General features: G+C 66.6%; 16 protein-coding genes and 1 tRNA gene. 6 read left to right on the forward strand and 11 right to left on the reverse strand.

Translation table 11 applies throughout. From position 1 onward, the window contains the following. Window positions 1-8: 8 nt before the first annotated feature. From JL101_RS13785 to JL101_RS13810, 6 genes are all read right to left on the reverse strand, one after another. Window positions 9-425: a SufE family protein gene (locus JL101_RS13785; protein ID WP_203095633.1), complete on the reverse strand. Its 417-nt coding sequence runs from the start codon at window positions 423-425 to the stop codon at window positions 9-11. Window positions 426-491: 66 nt separating this feature from the next. Next, window positions 492-761 (reverse strand): hypothetical protein, encoded by a 270-nt coding sequence (locus JL101_RS13790; RefSeq protein WP_203095635.1) that lies wholly within the window; start codon window positions 759-761, stop codon window positions 492-494. A gap of 103 nt (window positions 762-864) precedes the next feature. Next, window positions 865-941: transfer RNA gene (locus JL101_RS13795), tRNA-Ile, on the reverse strand. Window positions 942-1054: 113 nt separating this feature from the next. Beyond that, complete coding sequence (rpoD, locus tag JL101_RS13800) at window positions 1055-3025, reverse strand: RNA polymerase sigma factor RpoD (protein ID WP_203095637.1); 1971 nt, start codon at window positions 3023-3025, stop codon at window positions 1055-1057. Between the two features lie 129 nt (window positions 3026-3154). Continuing rightward, window positions 3155-5017 carry a DNA primase gene (gene dnaG / locus JL101_RS13805; protein ID WP_203095640.1) on the reverse strand — a complete coding sequence of 621 codons (1863 nt, stop codon included), beginning with the start codon at window positions 5015-5017 and terminating at the stop codon, window positions 3155-3157. 169 nt (window positions 5018-5186) lie between these two features. Then, window positions 5187-5642 (reverse strand): GatB/YqeY domain-containing protein, encoded by a 456-nt coding sequence (locus JL101_RS13810; RefSeq protein WP_203095642.1) that lies wholly within the window; start codon window positions 5640-5642, stop codon window positions 5187-5189. Between the two features lie 315 nt (window positions 5643-5957). Here JL101_RS13810 and carA point away from each other — a divergent pair, with 315 nt between their 5' ends. Further along, window positions 5958-7151 (forward strand): glutamine-hydrolyzing carbamoyl-phosphate synthase small subunit, encoded by a 1194-nt coding sequence (gene carA / locus JL101_RS13815; protein WP_203095644.1) that lies wholly within the window; start codon window positions 5958-5960, stop codon window positions 7149-7151. Between the two features lie 63 nt (window positions 7152-7214). Here the strand turns inward: carA and JL101_RS13820 are convergent, their stop codons facing one another. From JL101_RS13820 to JL101_RS13840, 5 genes are all read right to left on the reverse strand, one after another. Beyond that, on the reverse strand, window positions 7215-7679 hold the full coding sequence (locus tag JL101_RS13820; RefSeq protein ID WP_203095646.1) for an NUDIX hydrolase: 465 nt from the start codon (window positions 7677-7679) through the stop codon (window positions 7215-7217). After that, window positions 7676-8056 (reverse strand): carboxymuconolactone decarboxylase family protein, encoded by a 381-nt coding sequence (locus JL101_RS13825; RefSeq protein ID WP_203095648.1) that lies wholly within the window; start codon window positions 8054-8056, stop codon window positions 7676-7678. The genes JL101_RS13820 and JL101_RS13825 overlap by 4 nt, the downstream gene beginning before the upstream one ends. Window positions 8057-8151: 95 nt before the next feature. Next, complete coding sequence (phbB, locus tag JL101_RS13830) at window positions 8152-8874, reverse strand: acetoacetyl-CoA reductase (protein ID WP_203095650.1); 723 nt, start codon at window positions 8872-8874, stop codon at window positions 8152-8154. A gap of 180 nt (window positions 8875-9054) precedes the next feature. Continuing rightward, entirely contained in the window at window positions 9055-10230 is a 1176-nt protein-coding gene (locus JL101_RS13835) for an acetyl-CoA C-acetyltransferase (protein ID WP_203095652.1), read from the reverse strand. A gap of 180 nt (window positions 10231-10410) precedes the next feature. Further along, on the reverse strand, window positions 10411-11580 hold the full coding sequence (locus JL101_RS13840; RefSeq protein ID WP_228435447.1) for an alpha/beta fold hydrolase: 1170 nt from the start codon (window positions 11578-11580) through the stop codon (window positions 10411-10413). 76 nt (window positions 11581-11656) lie between these two features. Here JL101_RS13840 and JL101_RS13845 point away from each other — a divergent pair, with 76 nt between their 5' ends. From JL101_RS13845 to JL101_RS13865, 5 genes are all read left to right on the forward strand, one after another. Then, window positions 11657-11863 carry a hypothetical protein gene (locus JL101_RS13845; protein ID WP_203095656.1) on the forward strand — a complete coding sequence of 69 codons (207 nt, stop codon included), beginning with the start codon at window positions 11657-11659 and terminating at the stop codon, window positions 11861-11863. A gap of 202 nt (window positions 11864-12065) precedes the next feature. Continuing rightward, window positions 12066-12686, forward strand: a complete 621-nt coding sequence (gene phaR / locus JL101_RS13850; RefSeq protein WP_158045137.1) for a polyhydroxyalkanoate synthesis repressor PhaR — start codon at window positions 12066-12068, stop codon at window positions 12684-12686. A gap of 267 nt (window positions 12687-12953) precedes the next feature. Then, window positions 12954-13385 carry a hypothetical protein gene (locus tag JL101_RS13855; protein WP_203095658.1) on the forward strand — a complete coding sequence of 144 codons (432 nt, stop codon included), beginning with the start codon at window positions 12954-12956 and terminating at the stop codon, window positions 13383-13385. Window positions 13386-13565: 180 nt separating this feature from the next. Then, complete coding sequence (gene glgX / locus JL101_RS13860; RefSeq protein ID WP_203095660.1) at window positions 13566-15731, forward strand: glycogen debranching protein GlgX; 2166 nt, start codon at window positions 13566-13568, stop codon at window positions 15729-15731. 72 nt (window positions 15732-15803) lie between these two features. Next, the gene (locus JL101_RS13865; RefSeq protein WP_203095662.1) at window positions 15804-16832 is read left to right on the forward strand and encodes a response regulator transcription factor; all 1029 of its coding nucleotides are present in this window, start codon (window positions 15804-15806) and stop codon (window positions 16830-16832) included. Window positions 16833-16882 lie beyond the last annotated feature (50 nt).

Genomic DNA, 16882 nt, shown 5'->3' on the forward strand with positions numbered 1-16882 from the left:
CGGGCGGGTCAGTCCCGGGCGGCGATCCGGGCCTTGGCGGACGCCTTGATGGTTTCCACCATCGAGAAGAAACCGTTGCGCCGATTGGGGCTGAGATGCTGGTCCAGGCCGATCCGGGCGAAGATGGCTTCGAGATCGGTATCCAGGATCTGCTCCGGCGTGCGGTCGGAATAGGCGGTCAAAAGAACGGCGGCCAGACCTTTCACGATCGCGCTGTCGCTGTCGGCGGCGAACCGCATGCGGCCTTCCTCGGCCGGCAGAGGCACCAGCCAGACCTGGCTCATGCAGCCTTCCACCTTGAAGGCGTCGGTATGGTACCGGTTTTCCAGCGGCGGAAGGCCGCGTCCCAGATCGATGACGTAGCGGTACCTGTCCTCCCATTCGTCGAACAGTTCGAAGTTCTCGATCAGCTCATCGATCGTCATGGCGGCTCCTGGTCGCGGTCAACGGTCCGTATCAGCCCGCCGGCCCAGGTGCAAGCCCGCTCATGTTCAGTGGGGCGGGTCGGTCCTGACGAGGTGTTCGACCAGTGCCGGAAGGCTGTCGCCGATCTGCCGGGCGACCCTTTCGGCATCCTCCTGCTCGGTGACTTCGACGACCAGCTTGGCCAGCGCGATGGTCATGGCCTGGAGCAACAGCTTGGTGTCGAGGCCGGCATGGTTGGTTTGGGTCGCCAAGGCGAGGAACGAGTTCGTGGCCCGCGCCAGCGGCGCGGCTTCGCGCGCCTGTCGGAACGAGGATAGATCGATGGTTTCCGCCATTCTCCCTCCGCGTGCTTCAGCACATGGAGTCAAGGTGCGGCCGAAACTGAAGTTTTGCAAGCCTTTGCACCATGGTTTCGCACCTTGGCGCGGCGGCGGGGGATGGTGGGCGTGACCGGACTTGAACCGATAACCAGACCGTTATGAGCGGCCAGCTCTAACCAGTTGAGCTACACGCCCGACGCGAGGCACGAGAATGTGCCGCCGAAAGCGACCTAAAGCAACCCCGATGTTTGCCGATGAGGGAGGCTCGACCGTCCAGAGACGTCGGGCCTCCCGTTCCGCCGGCCGGCTCAGGTATCCAGGAAGCTGCGCAGCTTGCGCGACCGGCTCGGGTGCTTCAGCTTGCGCAGCGCCTTCGCCTCGATCTGCCGGATGCGTTCGCGGGTGACCGAGAACTGCTGGCCGACCTCCTCCAGGGTGTGGTCGGTGTTCATGCCGATGCCGAAGCGCATGCGCAGCACGCGCTCCTCGCGCGGCGTCAGGCTGGCCAGCACGCGGGTGGTGGTCTCGCGCAGGTTGGCCTGGATCGCGGCGTCCAGCGGCAGGACCGCATTCTTGTCCTCGATGAAATCGCCGAGATGCGAATCCTCCTCGTCGCCGATCGGCGTTTCGAGGGAGATCGGCTCCTTGGCGATCTTCAGGACCTTGCGGACCTTTTCAAGCGGCATCAGCAGGCGTTCCGCCAGTTCCTCGGGCGTGGGCTCGCGGCCGATCTCGTGCAGCATCTGGCGGGAGGTCCGCACCAGCTTGTTGATCGTCTCGATCATGTGCACGGGGATGCGGATAGTGCGGGCCTGGTCGGCGATGGAGCGGGTTATCGCCTGCCGGATCCACCATGTCGCGTAGGTCGAGAACTTGTAGCCGCGGCGGTACTCGAACTTGTCCACCGCCTTCATCAGGCCGATGTTGCCTTCCTGGATCAGGTCCAGGAACTGGAGGCCGCGGTTCGTGTATTTCTTGGCGATCGAGATCACCAGCCGCAGGTTGGCCTCGACCATTTCCTTCTTGGCGCGGCTCGCCTCCTTTTCGCCCTTCTGGACGGTGGAGACGATGCGGCGGAACTCCTGGATCGGCAGGCCGGACTCGTCCGACAGGACCGAGATCTGCTCGCGCACCCGGACGATCTCGGCCGAATGCTTTTCCAGGAAGCGCGGCCAGGCCTTGCCGGATAGCCCCTTGATCTTCTCCGTCCAGTTGGGGTCCAGCTCGTGGCCCTGATAGTGATGCAGGAAATCCTCGCGCTTGACCTTGCAGTCCGTGGCCATGCGCAGCAGACGGCCTTCCATGCCGTTGAGGCGGCGGTTAAGGCCGTAGAGCTGCTCGACCAGCTGTTCGATCCGGGCGTTGTTGAGACGCACGGTGTTCATCAGCTCGATCAGCTCGGCGCGCAGGCGATCGTACCTCTTGTCGTTCTTGCCCAGGTCCTCTCCGCGCTGGATGGCAGCCAACCGGGCTTCCTGGATCTTGTGAAGCTTCTCGTAGGTCGCGGCGATCTTCTCGAAGGTCTCCAGCACCTGGGGCTTCAGCGCGGCTTCCATGGCCGACAGGGAGAGGTTGTTCTCCTCGCCTTCCCCTTCGCCCTCACCCTCGCCCTCGGCACCCATCGGGGCTTCCTCGGACTCCTCGCCCTCGGCGCCAGCTTCCTGCGCGGGCGCTCCCTCGCCGTCGGCCGGAACCGGAATGCCCTCGGCATCGGGACCGCCGCCATAGGTGGCGTCCAGGTCGATGATGTCGCGAAGAAGCATCTTGCCCTCGTTGAGGGCGTCGTGCCATTCGATGATCGCGCGGATCGTCAGCGGGGATTCGCAGATCGCGCCGATCATCTGCTCGCGGCCGGCCTCGATCCGCTTGGCGATGGCGATCTCGCCCTCGCGGGACAGCAACTCGACCGATCCCATTTCGCGCAGGTACATGCGCACGGGGTCGTCGGTGCGGCCGATATCGTCGTCGTCCAGGTTTCCGGCGACCCGGGCCTCGCCGTCGGCATCGGCGGCGGCGTTCTGGTTGTCGTCCTGTTCCTCGCTCTCGATGACGTTGATGCCCATCTCCGAGAGCATGGCCATCGTGTCCTCGATCTGCTCCGACGAGGATTGGTCGGGTGGGAGAGCAGCGTTCATCTCGTCATAGGTGACGTATCCGCGCTCCCGGCCGCGGGCGATCATCTTCTTGACCGCTTGCACCATGCCGTCCATCAGCGGGCCATCGCCTGATTCTTCACGATTTTCCGTCACTTCCGCGCCGTTCGTCGCTTTCGTGGCCATTCGAATGATGCCCCCGCCTAGATAACACGTGCGTGACGCAAGGCCCACGGTGCCCCGCGCCACCCGCACACACAGGACTGACTTTTTTTGGCCTGACCCAAGCTCCTGCTCCATCTGCCATAGGCGACCTCAGTATTCAAGGTCGGGGTCGTCGAACTCGGCCGCGCCGGCTTCGGCTTCGAGCAGCGCCCGGACCCGAGACCAGTTATCGGCGTTCATGTCGCGGGCGAAGGATTGCGTCGCCTCCCGGCGCTCGGACTTGATATGATCGGTATATGTCTGCCCCCATACGTCATACCAGCCTCGCCGGGCCTGCTCCAGTGTCGCATCAGGCCGGGCAAAGGCATACAGGAAGGAAGCCGGACCGATGGCATCTTCCAGGTCGGAGAAGCCCTTATCAGTCAAGTGGCTACCCAATCCGGCAGCGTCAAGCCCGGTATTTTCGCTAAGCACCGACACGACGGCCTGACGGAGCAGGTCCAGCGCAGGCAGCGAGAACTCCACGCTACCTATTGATTCACCGACTTCCTCGAACAGTTCGGGGTGGTTCAGCAGTGTTGCCAGCAGGACACGCTCCCGACCTTCCCGAGCGGGCCTGGGCCGGCTGCGCTGGTAGTCCGGCGGCGGATCGGTCGTGCGCGGGGCCCTGAACCCGCGCCCCTTGAACCCGCCTCCGCCGCCGCCGAAACGCTGGCCCGGCTGGAACGCCGGGCGGGCGCGGAACTTCTCGAAGAAGCGTCGGCGCATTTCGTCGCGGTAGAGCGCCTGCACGGTGCGGTCGGCGATCATGCCGACCCGCTCGTCCAGGGCGGCCTGGAGACCGGCGCGCGCTTCGGGCGTATCGAGCACCCTGCCCTCCTCCTCCATCCGCCAGAGAACGTCGGCCAGCGGCATGGACCCGTCCAGCACCTGCTGCATGGCCTTCGGCCCTTCCTTCCTCAGCAGGCTGTCCGGATCGTCGCCGCCGACCATGAAGGCCACGCGCACCGAATGATCCGGCAGCAGGTGTGGCAACACCCGCTCGACCGCACGATGGGCGGCGCGCTGGCCGGCAGGATCCCCGTCGAAGCAGAGCACCGGAACCCGGCGCCCCGGAGGCGCCAGCTTCCACAGTTCCAGGATCTGGGTTTCGGTCAGGGCGGTGCCGAGCGGCGCCACGGCCCCATCGAAGCCGGCGCGGACCAGGGCGATGACGTCCATGTAGCCTTCGACCACGATGATCGGCTGGCCATCGGCCGCCGCCTGCCGGGCGCGGCTCATGTTGTAGAGCAGCCGCCCCTTGTGGAAGAGGGGATTGTCGGCGGAGTTGATGTATTTGGGTCCGTCGCCTTCCATGATGCGGCCGCCGAAGGCGACGACCCGGCCGCGCCGGTCGGTGACCGGGAACATCGCGCGATTCCGGAAGAAGGAGAAGGCGCCGCCGCCGTAGTCCGACGCCCTGACGACGCCGGCTTCCAGCATGTCCTCATCCTTGAAGCCCTCCCGCGCCAGATGGATGCGCAACGCGTTGCCATCCGCCGGGGCGAAGCCGAGACGGAAGCGGACCATCGTCTCCTCGTCGAGCCCGCGACTCTTCAAATAGTCGAACGCCGCATGGCCGCCGGGGCCGAAAAGCTGCTTCTCGAACCAGCGGCAGGTCGCCTCCACCAAGTCGTGGAGCGACTTCTGCCGCTCGAAGCGCTGCCGGTCCTCCGGCGTGGCCTGGGGCACCTGCAACCCGGCCTCGGACGCCAGCTGCTCGACCGCCTCGGGGAAGGCCAGGTTGTCGTGGCGCATGGCGAAGCCGATGATGTCGCCATGGGCGCCGCAACCGAAGCAGTGGAAGAAGCCCTTCTGGTCGTTGACGTAGAAGCTGGGCGTCTTCTCGTTGTGGAAAGGACACGGCGCCTTGAATTCCCGGCCCGCCCGGATCAGGCGCATCCGCTTCCCGACCACGTCGGAGAGCGGCAGACGCGCCCGCAGCTCTTCAAGGAATTGGGGGGGAAACGCCATGGCGCCTGCGCATCACCTTCAATACTTGGATAGCCGGATCATGGCGTGGGCCGCTCCGGGACTGCGGGAAGAGGCGCTGCCCCGACCGGCCGGCCAGGGCCGGCGTCCCCGGAACGGTAAGCCATGATTGGTTAACAGGCCATAAAGGAAACAGCTCGCAAGGATGTCGTCAGACCAGCGCCGCCTTCACGAAGCCACTAGCCTTGCCGAAATCCATCTGGCCGGCATAGCGGGTGCGCAGCTCGGCCATGGTCCGGCCCATGTCCTTGATGCCGGTCGCGCCGATATCCTTGATCACGGTATCGACCGCGCCGCGGATCTCGTCCTCGCTGAACTGCTTGGGCAGGAAAGTCTCGATGATCCCGATCTCCTCCCGCTCCTGCTCGGCCAGTTCGAGCCTGCCTCCCTGCTCGTACAGGGCGATGGCTTCGCGCCGCTGCTTGATCATGGTCTGGAGCATGGACAGGATCTCGTCCTCGTCGATCCCGTCGGTGACCCCGCGCCCCCGCGCGGCGATGTCACGGTCCTTGAGAGCCGCCAGGATCAGGCGCAGCGTCGAGACGGCGCGCTGGTTCTTGGACCGCATCGCCTCTTTCAAGGCCTCGTTGAGCCGGCTGCGGAACATCGTGTGGAGTCCTCGTGAAGCAAATTTTACAGAATGATAGCGAATGTCGGCCCGGTCCGCCAGCGGCGCCACGGCATGCCCGCCGCCCACCCCATCGGCGCCGCAAGGACACCGCATCCTATTGACCGGGCGCCCGCCATGGTCTAATCGCACGCCGTCGGTTCCAACCGCGATCGGCTCCGGGCACATGGTCCGGATCCGGTCGCGGGGTTGACGCGTGCCCTCCTGCCGACCAAATCGGGGCGGGAGCGGCGGAAGTCCGAGCCGCATCAGGTAATGCGCCCGCAAGGGCGGTCAATATGGGGTCTGTCACCGATGTCCGAAAACACTTCCGCCGCCCCGGCGCCGAGCGCCGCCGACGCGTCGCGCCCGGATGGCGCCACCGCCGTCCTCGTCCTGGCCGATGGAACGGTGCTGTGGGGGCGCGGGCTGGGTGCGGTAGGCGCATCGGTCGGTGAGGTCTGCTTCAACACGTCGATGACCGGGTATCAGGAGATCCTGACCGATCCCAGCTATGCCGGGCAGATCATCACCTTCACCTTCCCCCATATCGGCAACACCGGCGCCAACGGCGAGGATATCGAAACGGTCACCCCGGCGGCCCGCGGCCTCGTCCTTCGCGCCGACGTCACCGAGCCGTCCAACTGGCGGGCGACCCGCCACCTGGACGACTGGCTGAAAAGCTTCGACCTGATCGGGATCTCGGGCGTCGACACCCGTCGCCTGACCCGCCGCATCCGCGACGGCGGCGCACCGACCGGCGTGATCGCCCACGCTCCCGACGGCCGGTTCGACCTGGAGGCGCTGGTCGCCCAGGCGCGGCAATGGCCGGGCCTGGAGGGCATGGACCTCGCCAAGGACGTCTCCTGCCGCCAGACCTATTCCTGGAACGAGGGGATGTGGAAGCTCGGTCAGGGCTACGCGACGCAGGAGAACCCGCGCCACCATGTCGTCGCGATCGACTACGGCGCCAAGCGCAACATCCTGCGCTGTCTCGCCGGGACCGGCGCCAAGGTGACGGTGGTGCCGGCGACGGCCACGGTCGAGGACGTGATGCGCCACAAGCCGGACGGCGTCTTCCTGTCCAACGGCCCGGGCGACCCGGCCGCCACCGGGACCTATGCCGTGCCGACGATCCGCGGCCTGATGGATACCGGCGTGCCGATGTTCGGCATCTGCCTGGGTCACCAGCTGATGGCGCTGGCCCTGGGCGCCGAGACCGAGAAGATGCCCCGCGGCCATCGCGGCGCCAACCACCCGGTCAAGGACCTGGAAACCGGAAGGGTCGAGATCACCAGCCAGAACCACGGATTCGTGGTCAAGCCGGACAGCCTTCCCGCCGACGTGGAGGTGACCCATGTCAGCCTGTTCGACGGCACCAACGAGGGGCTGAAGGTCAAGGGCAAGCCGATCTTTTCGGTCCAGTACCACCCCGAAGCCTCGCCCGGTCCGGAGGACAGCCATTACCTGTTCCACCGTTTCGTGGACCTGATCGACAAGCAGGGCTGACCGGCTTCGCCGCGGACGGACGGGACGGACGAAGGTGCCCGTCCATCCCACGGCCGGCAGCCCCTAACCGACGATCCCGCGCCGGAACGCCCGGGAAAGCTCGATCACCCGTGTCGTCTCCCCCCACTCGACCAGTTCCGCGACCTGCTCCGGCGTGGCCCACCGCGCATCCATCGCGTCGTCGGCCGCGACCGGGTCGCCCTCCGGGCACTCGGCGAGCACCTCGACCAGCGTGTAGTGGAACTGGACTTCGCCTTCGGGATCACGGCTGATCGAATCCAGCGCCGTCACCACCGCCTGGGGCTCGACCGCAAGGCCGGTCTCCTCCAGCACTTCCCGAGCCGCCGCCTCGAACAGGGTCTCGCCGACCGATTGCGCGCCGCCCGGCAACCCCCATTGCCCAAGCCGGGGCGCGCGGCCGCGGCGGATCAGCAGGACCCGCTCGCCCTGCCAGACGATCACGCCGACGCCGACCCACGGGCGGTCGGGATATTCCCGGTCCGATTTTCTCCGGTCGGGCGGGGTCACGACTTGAACCGCTCGTCCACCTGGACTCGGTAGCCGTTGGCGAGCCGGTTGGTCTCGTTCGCCATCCCGACCACCGCCAGCAGTTCGCCGAGCATCTCGTCGGTCATGCCGGCCTGGCGGGCCGCCGCCGTATGGGAGGCGATGCAGTATTCGCAGTTGTTGGTCGCGCTGACCGCCAGATAGACCATTTCCTTGGTCAGCGGATCCAGCGCACCGGGCGCCATGACCTCCTTGATGCTTTCCCAGGTGCGCTTCAGCGTCGGCGGATGATTGGCCAGCACCTTCCAGAAATTGTTGATCAGGTCGGTCTTGCGGGTCGCCATGATGTCGTCATAGACGGCGCGGACTTCGGGACTGGCGTCCTCGTACTCGACCATCTGCCCTCCCCTCGGAAATGATGCCCTTGAACACGACTGCGGGGCGCCCCGTTGGGACGCCCCGCCGATCCTAACACCGCAGGGAAGGCGAAGGATCAATACATGTGTTGGCCGCCGTTGATCGACAGGGTCGAGCCGGTGATGAAGCCGCCTTCGTCGGCCACCAGGAACAGGACGCCGCGGGCGATTTCCGACGCCTTGCCGAGCCGGCCGACCGGCACCTTGGCGACGATCTTCTCAAGCACGTTCGGGGGAACGGCGCGCACCATGTCGGTATCGATGTAGCCCGGCGCGATCGCGTTGACGGTGATGCCCTTGGCCGCACCCTCCTGGGCGAGGGCCTTGGTGAAGCCGTGGATGCCGGACTTGGCCGCCGCGTAGTTCACCTGGCCGTACTGGCCGGCCTGGCCGTTGATCGAGCCGATGTTGACGATGCGGCCGAAACCGCGCTCGCGCATGCCGTCGATCACGTTGCGGCACATGTTGAAGCAGGAGGTCAGGTTCGTCTGGATGACGTCGTTCCACTGCTCGTAGGTCATGCGGTGCATGACGCCGTCGCGGGTGATGCCGGCGTTGTTGACGACGATGTCGACCGGACCCAGTTCCGACGCGACCTTCGCGAGGCCTTCCTTGCAGGCTTCGAAGTTGCCGACGTCCCACTTGAAGACCGCGATGCCGGTCCGCTCGGAGAATTCACGGGCCTTCTCGTCGTTGCCGGCGTAAATCGCCGCGACGGTGTATCCGGCGTCCTTCAAACCGACCGAGATGGCCTCGCCGATGCCGCGTGTGCCGCCGGTAACAACTGCAACTCGTGCCATTGATTCCTCCCCCAGAAAGCGATGATGATTTGACGAGATGGTCGAAGCTGAAGCCACCACTCTGTGCGGCTTCAGCCTGACAGGCTTAACAGTCGTTCAAGTCCTCAGCGTTGACGTGCATCAATCCGGACGGAACCGGCCCAATGTCAACGCCAACGTGCACAACAGGAACCGGACCGCTTAGTCGCGTGCGACGGTGAGGGCGATGCCCATGCCGCCGCCGATGCACAGGGTGGCGAGCCCCTTCTTGGCGTCGCGCTTCTGCATCTCGTGCAGGAGGGTGACCAGGACGCGGGCGCCGGACGCGCCGATCGGGTGGCCCAGCGCGATCGCGCCGCCGTTGACGTTGACCTTGGACTTGTCCCAGCCGAGGTCCTTGTTGACCGCGCAGGCCTGCGCGGCGAACGCCTCGTTGGCCTCGATCAGGTCCAGGTCGTCGACGCTCCAGCCGGCGCGCTGCAGGGCCAAGCGGCTGGCGGGGATCGGGCCGGAACCCATGATCGCGGGATCGACGCCGGCGGTCGCCCAGGACACGATGCGCGCCAGCGGCGTGATGCCGCGCTTGGCGGCGGCGTCGGCACCCATCAGCACCAGGGCCGCGGCACCGTCATTGATGCCCGACGCGTTGCCCGCGGTGACCGAGCCGTCCTTGGAGAAGGCCGGGCGCAGCTTGCCCAGGGCATCGACCGTGACGCCAGCCTTGGGGAACTCGTCGGTATCGACGATGGTATCGCCCTTGCGGGTCTTGATGGTGACCGGAACGATCTCGTCCTTGAACTTGCCGGATTTCATCGCCGCCTCGGCCTTGTTCTGGGAGGCGGTGGCGAACTCGTCCTGCTGCTCACGGGTGATCTGCCACTTCTGAGCGACGTTCTCGGCCGTGGTGCCCATGTGGTAGCCGTTGAAGGCGTCCCACAGGCCGTCCTTGATCATGGTGTCGATCATCTGCGTGTCACCCATCTTGGTGCCGTTGCGCAGATGCATGCAGTGGGGGGCGAGGCTCATGCTCTCCTGCCCGCCGGCCACGACGATGTCGGCGTCGCCCAGCTTGATCGCCTGATAGCCGAGCGCCACGGTGCGCAGGCCGGACCCGCAGAGCTGGTTGATCGCGTAGGCGGTCTTTTCCACCGGGATACCGGCGGCGATCGCTGCCTGGCGGGCCGGGTTCTGGCCGGTGCCGGCGGTCAGGACCTGCCCCAGCACGACCTCCGACACTTCGCCCGCATCGACGCCCGCGCGCTTCAGCGCCTCGCGGATCGCCACTTCGCCCAGGGTATGGGCGGGTACCGAGCTCAGCGAGCCGTTGAACGCACCGATCGGCGTGCGCGCGGCGCTGGCGATAACGACTTCGGTCATGGGGAACGCTCCTTAGCTGATGGCAATTTTCTTATGGGCCTGCCTTTAGCACGGCTTAAACTAGCCCCGGCAATTTTTCGGCGCAAGACACCGCGGGATCATGTCCGCCCTACACTTTTGCCCGCGCCACTAAGTCGCGCATTCGAAAAGAGAAACCTAGTCTCCTAACTATCGGAACATTCACCTTCGGTTGCAAAGCCATTCGGCAAGCGGTTCCCATACCAAAGTCTGTGCCCCTGCACTGACGATCATGCCGACATGGCCCAGATGGGGATTGTGGATGGCGGCGCCCGGGATCGCGTGGGCCAGGGCCTTCGCCGAGCATGGCGGGACGATACGGTCCTTCTCGGGGATCATGACCAGCGCCGGCGGCCGGAGACGGCGGGGGTCGATGCTTTCGCCGGCGATGGTCCAGCGCCCCTCCGCCGTGTCGTTGCGGCCGTACCAGCCGGTCAGGCAGTCCCGCGCGACGGCGGCCGGCAGCGCCACGCCGTCGTTCAGCCAGTCCTCCAGCGCCACGAAACCGCGGGCGGCGGCGCCGTCCGGCGGCATCCGCGCGAACCGCGTGAACTTGCGCGCGACCTGCAGCGGATCCTGCATGGCGAACAGGGCCTGGATCGCGTCCACCGGCAGTTCGCCCCAGGCGTCCAGCACCGGCTCGTAGGGAGCAAGCGCGGCGGCCGTGCGCTTCGCCATGGCGGGATTGTCGCCGTGGAAATCCCAGGGCGTCGCCAGCAGGGCGAGTGCGGCGATGTCGCGGGGTCGGCGCTGGGCAAGCGCCGTCGCCAGCAGTCCGCCCATGCAGTATCCGACGACGGCAGGCCGGGCGGGGAACAGGTCCAGAATGGCGTTCAGCGCCCGCTCCAGTCGGCCGGCCACGAAGTCGGTCATGGTGAAGCGACGTTCCGCCGGGCCGGGCCGCCCCCAGTCGAGCAGGAGCGGACGGATGCCGCGGCGCGCCAGCCAGCGCATCAGGGAGCATTCCCCGGACAGGTCGAGTATGTAGTGGCGGTTGATCAGCGACGGCACGAACAGGACGGGCATCCCGCCGTCACCGGCACCATAGTCGAGCAAGCGGGCCGGCCCCTCGCGCCAGACCGTCGGCGGGTCGGCCAGGTCGCGGCGGTAGGGATGGTTCCGGTACCGCTCCACCCCGGTCAGCAACGCGTCGAAGCGCCACCGCATCTCGCGGTCGACGGCCCGCGCGAAGGCTTCAGGATCGACGCCGGCGAGTTCCCCCCGGAGATCCTCGGCGCGGTCCCGGAGGCTCCCCTTCCAGGGAATCGAGCCGCTCCTCAAGAACGGCAATCCGGCGGGCGAGCTCAACAGCGTGGTCAGGGTCGCCGCCATGTGGAGCGCGAGCGGACGCGGCCCCTGTCGGGGTATCCGCCATGGGTCGGCCGGCCGTGAAGGGGGCGAATGGGTCATGGAACTGCTGATGTTGACTGCTGCCGCGCGCGGCGAATGCCGAGAAGGGAGCCATGGCGGCGGCTCCCTGCCCCAGGATCTGGAAGAGGCGGGCGAAATTCTCCGCGACCTCGGGATCGACCGCCAGAGCCGACCACTGGTCCTGCCAGAGGTCCAGGTAGCGGCGCGCGAGGCTTTCCAGGGAGGGCGGTTCCTGATCCGATGAGTTGGCCATGGCGGCGAATATAATAGTGAACTACCGCATTTGAACAGGGCGCCGCCATTGTACGGTATGTCGCGGCCCGAACAGGTCGCCGCCCAATTGCGGGCGACGACGCGGCAGAAAGCTTGCTTAAGGGAGCTTTCTTCGCGTACTCCTAATGTCTTGAGGGATTTAAGCGCAATGCCACCGCGTGAAAGCATACGAAATGGCCGAAAAAGACGACGCGAAAGTTGCCCCGATCACGATCAAAAAGTACGCCAACCGCAGGCTGTACAACACTGCAACGAGCAGCTACGTCACGTTGGACCATCTCTGCCAGATGGTCAAGGATGGGATGGACTTTGTCGTCTATGACGCGAAGACGGGCGAGGACATCACCCGTTCCGTGCTGACGCAGATCATCGTGGAAGAGGAAAGCAAGGGTCAGAACCTTCTGCCCATCAGCTTCCTCCGCCAGCTGATCAGCTTCTACGGCGACAACATGCAGTGGGTCGTACCCCGTTACCTCGAATACAGCATGCAGTCGTTCGCCCGGAACCAGGAGCAGATGCGCGACTACTTCTCGAACACGATCGGCGGGATCTTCCCGTTCGGCACCACGTTCGAGGAAGTGGGCAAGCAGAACCTGGCGATGTTCGAACGGGCGATGCGGATGTTCACTCCGTTCGGTCCGCAGACCGAGCAGGGCAAGGCCGCGGCGGAGCAGTTCGACCAAGCGGCCCAGCGCGCCCGGGCCGAGAGCGAGAAGACGCTGGACGACCTGCAGAAGCAGCTGGAAGAGCTTCAGAAGCAGCTCGTCACGATCACCAAGTCCAAGGCCGAGTAAAGGGACCGGGTGACGGGGAGCCGAGAATCGGCGATGGCGTAACGGGAGCCGGTCAGCCCAGGCGTGACCGTCGGCGATCCGGACCGGCGGTCCGGGTCCGGCGGGTCGATGCCCATCCGCCCGCCCCGTGGCGACGCGTGTGTCCGAGGCGCCTCCCGCTGGGGCTAGCCCACTGTCGTCGCGGGGATTCGGAATTCCTTAAGGCCCCGGGATCGAAACTGCTGTTGAATCCCCGAAAGCCCAGCCACCAGAAGGTTCGCCACGGGAATGGCCGTAGGCCCGGTTTCACGCTCCCCGTTCCAGCCCCTGCCCGACTCGCGCAGTCTGGTGCCGGTGACACCCGCCCGTGCCCTGCCCGTCCGGGCGGATGCGGTCGAGCGTGAGAACCGCCGCCGCCCGAAGCGGGCGGAGGAACGCGAAACCGAAACGGCCACCGCCGGTACCGCCCATTACCACGCCGACCCCGCCCTGCGGGGGAACGGGACCGAGGCGCCGCACCGGGTCGCCATCGCCGCCCCGCCCCCGCCGGAGAGCGGACGCGGTTGGGCGGCACCGGGCAGTGCCCCGTTCGTGGCCCAGGTGCTGGCGCAGGAAGTCCTGAAGACGGGCCTCTACATCGAGCCGTGGCGGCAGGCGATCAGCGCCTATGAGCGCGCGAGCGAGACCGCCGCCCCGCGCCTGCGCTACGGTATGCCCTAAGGGCAACGGTGCCCGCCAGGGTTTCGGCCGCCCGTCATGAAGCGCTTGCACGGCACGGGGATTTCACATACTTGCGTTTGTGCAGCAGCGTCCATCCGATATCGCCACAGATCGCGGCAGCAAAGTGACCGTCGGTTTCACACCTACCAAACCCCTTTCCGTTTTGAGCGGTGAACGCACATGAAGACGACGGGCTCCGCGCGAACCGTGGTATGGCCCGGGCGGTCCTATCCGCTGGGCGCCACCTGGGACGGCTTCGGCGTCAATTTCGCCCTGTTCTCGGCCAACGCGACCAAAGTAGAGCTGTGCCTGTTCGACAAGACCGGAACGCGCGAGATCGATCGGGTGACCCTGCCCGAATACACGGACCAGGTCTGGCACGGCTACCTGCCCGAAGCCCGGCCGGGGACCCTGTACGGCTATCGGGTCCACGGCCCGTACGAACCGTCCGCCGGCCACCGGTTCAATCCCAACAAGCTGCTGCTGGATCCCTACGCCAAAGCCCTGTTCGGGGCGCTTCGCTGGTCCGACGCCCATTTCGGCTACCGGGTCGGCTCGACCCGCGAGGACCTGTCGTTCGACCGCCGCGACAATGCGCGCGGCATGCCCAAGTGCCGGGTGGTCGACCGTGCCTTCACCTGGGGCAACGACCGTGCGCCGCGCGTGCCCTGGAGCGACACCGTCATCTACGAAGCCCATGTCCGCGGCTTCACCATGCGCAACCCCGACGTCGGGCCCCAGCTCCGGGGCACTTTCGCCGGGCTCAGCACCCAGTCGGTGATAGACAAGCTGCGCTCGCTGGGAATCACCTCGATCGAGCTGCTGCCGGTCCAGGCATTCTGCGACGACCGCCACCTGGTCGAGCGCGGCCTCCGGAACTACTGGGGCTACAACACGATCGGCTTCTTCGCGCCGGAACCGCGGTTCATGACGACCGGCGTCCTGTCCGAGTTCAAGACCATGGTGGCACGGCTGCACGAGGCCGGGATCGAAGTCATCCTGGACGTGGTCTACAACCACACCGGCGAAGGCAACCACATGGGCCCGACGCTGAGCTTCAGGGGCATCGACAACGCCAGCTACTACCGGCTGATGCCGGGCGACAAACGCTTCTACATCGACGACACCGGCACCGGCAACACGCTGGCGATCACCCATCCCCGGGTGCTCCAGATGGTGATGGACAGCCTTCGCTACTGGGTGTCGGAAATGCATGTGGACGGCTTCCGCTTCGACCTCGCCACGACGCTGGCGCGGGAGACCCACGGCTACGACCCCGGTTCCGGCTTCCTTGACGCGGTGCGCCAGGACCCGGTGCTGTCCGGGATCAAGCTGATCGCCGAGCCGTGGGACATCGGCCCCGGCGGCTACCAGGTCGGCGGCTTCCCCCCGGGCTGGGCGGAGTGGAACGACCGCTACCGCGACACCGTCCGGCGCTACTGGCGCGGCGACGAAGGCATGCTGCCGGAACTGGCCGGTCGGCTGACGGGATCGAGCGACCTGTTCGAACGGCATGGGCGCCGCCCCTGGGCGAGCATCAATTTCGTGACCGCCCATGACGGCTTCACGCTCAACGACCTGGTCTCCTACAATCACAAGCACAACGAAGCCAATGGCGAAGGCAACCGGGACGGCCACTCCGGGAACCACAGCTGGAACCACGGCGTCGAGGGCCCCACGGCCGACCCCAAGATCGCCGACCTGCGGGAACGCCAGCGCCGCAATTTCCTGACCACGCTGCTGCTCTCGCAGGGCACGCCGATGCTGCTGGCCGGCGACGAGATCGGCCGGAGCCAGGGCGGCAACAACAACGCCTACTGCCAGGACAACGAGGTCTCCTGGATAGACTGGCAGGGCGTCAGCGCCGATGGGCGCGCCCTCGCCGACTTCACCAGGCGGCTGCTCGACCTGCGCAGGCAGCACCCGGTGCTGCGCCGCGGCGTCTTCCTTCACGGCACGAAGACATCCGCCGACGACGTCAAGGACATCACCTGGATCACGCCCCAGGGCACCGAAAAGACCAGTGCCCAGTGGAGCGACAGGCATGCCCGCTGCATCGGCCTTCTGCTCAACGGAGAGGCCGGCGACTACATGACGCACGACGGCAATGCGGCGACCGACGACCGGCTGCTGATCATCCTGAACGCCTTCCACGACACGGTGCCGTTCATCCTTCCGAAGGTGCCGGGCGGAACGGCTTGGCGCTGCCTGCTCGACACGGTCGAGGCCACGGGCCAATCCGACCGCGGGGACCTTCCGGCGGGCGACACTTTCGACGTGGACGGCCGCTCGGCCCACCTGTTCGTGCTGGTCGATACAAATCGCCTCGATTTAGCGGTGCGTTAGGGATTGGCGGCGATACTGGGCTGTCCCGCGCGCCCGCGCCGATCCCGCCCCTCTGCCGACCGATCATCGCCCATGCCAGAGTACGATCTAAGCCAGGTCGAGTGCATCCTGTTCGAGCCCGAGGGCAATGTCCGCCGCCTGATGCGCGACGCCCTGGGACATCTGCGGATCAGCCGCGTGCAGGCGTTCGGCCACATGGAGGACGTCCGGAAAGCGTTCGGAACCGGCAATCCCGACCTTCTGGTCGCCGACGCCACCGGCGCGGACAGCGAGACTTTCAGGGTCGTTCATGCGATCCGACACGGCGTACTCGGCGCCAACCCGTTCCTGGCGATCGTCGTGACCGCCTTCAACCCGACCAAGCCGCTGCTCGCCCGGGTGACCAATTGCGGCGCCGACGCGTTGCTGGTCAAGCCGCTGGCCCCCAAGCAGCTCCACGAGCGCATCACGGCTCTGGTGGAAGGTCCGCGGAACTTCGTGGTCACCAGCGACTTCATCGGCCCGGACCGGCGGAAGTCCCCGCGCGAAGGCAGCCAAATTCCCCTGGTCGAGGTCCCGAACACGTTGCGCCTGAAGGCGACCAACGCCTTCGGCAGGACCAACCCGCACGAGCTGATCGAACGGGCATCGGCCGAGGTGAACGAGCAGAAACTGTTGAGGCAGGCGTTCCAGGCGGCCTTCCTGATCGAGTTCGCGGCCCCGGGACTTGCGGTCGAGCCTGCCGAGCGGATCGCCGTGGAGCATCTCACGCGGGTGGTTCCGGTATTGGACGACCTTATCCATCGCCTGTCCGCCCAGGCGACCGGCAGCCGCGCCGCGGCGGCCGACCAGGCGAAAGCGCTGATCGCCGCGGTCGAGGTGGCGCACGCCCAGATCCTCTCCGGCATGGTTCCGCCGGGGCTGGACCGGTTGATGCCCTCGGCGCTGGAGATCATGGCGACGCTCAGCCCCGACCGCCTTGCGGATGCCCTGGCGCGCGAGGTCGGCGCTGCCGCTGCCCTTTACCGCAGCCGTCTCAATGCGTTGGCGGAGGCCAAGGCGGCCGACGGGACCAAGGGCTTTGCCCAGGGCGGAGTCGCCGGGACGGGCGGCTTTCTTTGAGCTTTCCGGGAATGGGCGGGATCATCCGCCATGTGTGGATGTTCTAAGCG

Source organism: Skermanella rosea, assembly GCF_016806835.2.
In the GTDB taxonomy this organism is placed as follows: domain Bacteria; phylum Pseudomonadota; class Alphaproteobacteria; order Azospirillales; family Azospirillaceae; genus Skermanella; species Skermanella rosea.